The following is an 858-nucleotide window of genomic DNA, read 5'->3' on the forward strand; positions in this document are numbered from 1 at the left end:
TAGGGTGTGTCCTCATTTGATGTACATATTTCATTCTTCTCATCTATTCAATTAAAATATCTTATATCTCCCTTCTAAAATTAAATTTTCCAACATGTCACGCAGAGTCATTACTGATGAAATTTGGGTGCAAATCCAAAATACCATGCAATTTTATGGCTGCTACCGCTCACGTAATAGCAAAAATATCATGGAAGCCATTTTGTGGAAACTTCGAACAGGTGCGCCTTGGCGTGATATTCCTGAGGATCTTTGTCCATGGCAAACAGCCTACAACCGTTTCAATCGTTGGGCGAGTAAAGGGCTATGGGAGAATTTTTTTTTAAACTACGAGGCATCTTGGATAAAGAATGGGTCTTCATTGACGGAAGCTACATTCGCGCGCATCAGCATGCAAGTGGAGCTCGGCGTGGTGAAGATAGAGCAATTGGAAGATCAAGAGGCGGAGCGACTACAAAGATTCACCTTGCCGTCGATGCGCATGGACATCCGATTGATTTTGAAATCACTGGGGGTGAAGTCCACGACAGTCAAGTTGCAAGTGACTTGATTGAGTTGGTAGGTGAAGCCGACTATTTAATTGCAGATAAAGGTTATGATTCAGAGCATATTCGTGAAGTCGCTCGTAATCATAGGATGACTCCTATTATTCCAAGAAAATCAAACAGCAAAAAACCAAATATAGACTTTGATCACTACCTCTATCGTCTAAGGCATCTTGTTGAAAATGCCTTTGCCCGATTAAAGCATTTTCGTGGTATTGCCACTCGTTTTGAAAAGTTGGCTCGTAATTATAAGTCCATGTTGTTCTTGGCTTGTTTGTTTATTTGGTGCAAAGCAAAATGAGGACACGCCCTA

General features: G+C 41.0%; 1 protein-coding gene. It reads left to right on the forward strand.

Features of this window, described 5'->3' with window-relative positions; genetic code table 11:
* Window positions 1-94 precede the first annotated feature (94 nt).
* A protein-coding gene (locus tag ACU0NF_RS11855; RefSeq protein ID WP_445661241.1) for an IS5 family transposase occupies window positions 95-846 on the forward strand; the annotation gives its coding sequence in 2 pieces (ribosomal slippage) (window positions 95-308 and window positions 308-846; 753 coding nt in all).
* Window positions 847-858: the final 12 nt, after the last annotated feature.

The sequence above is a fragment of the Acinetobacter sp. F16 genome, assembly GCF_052712855.1.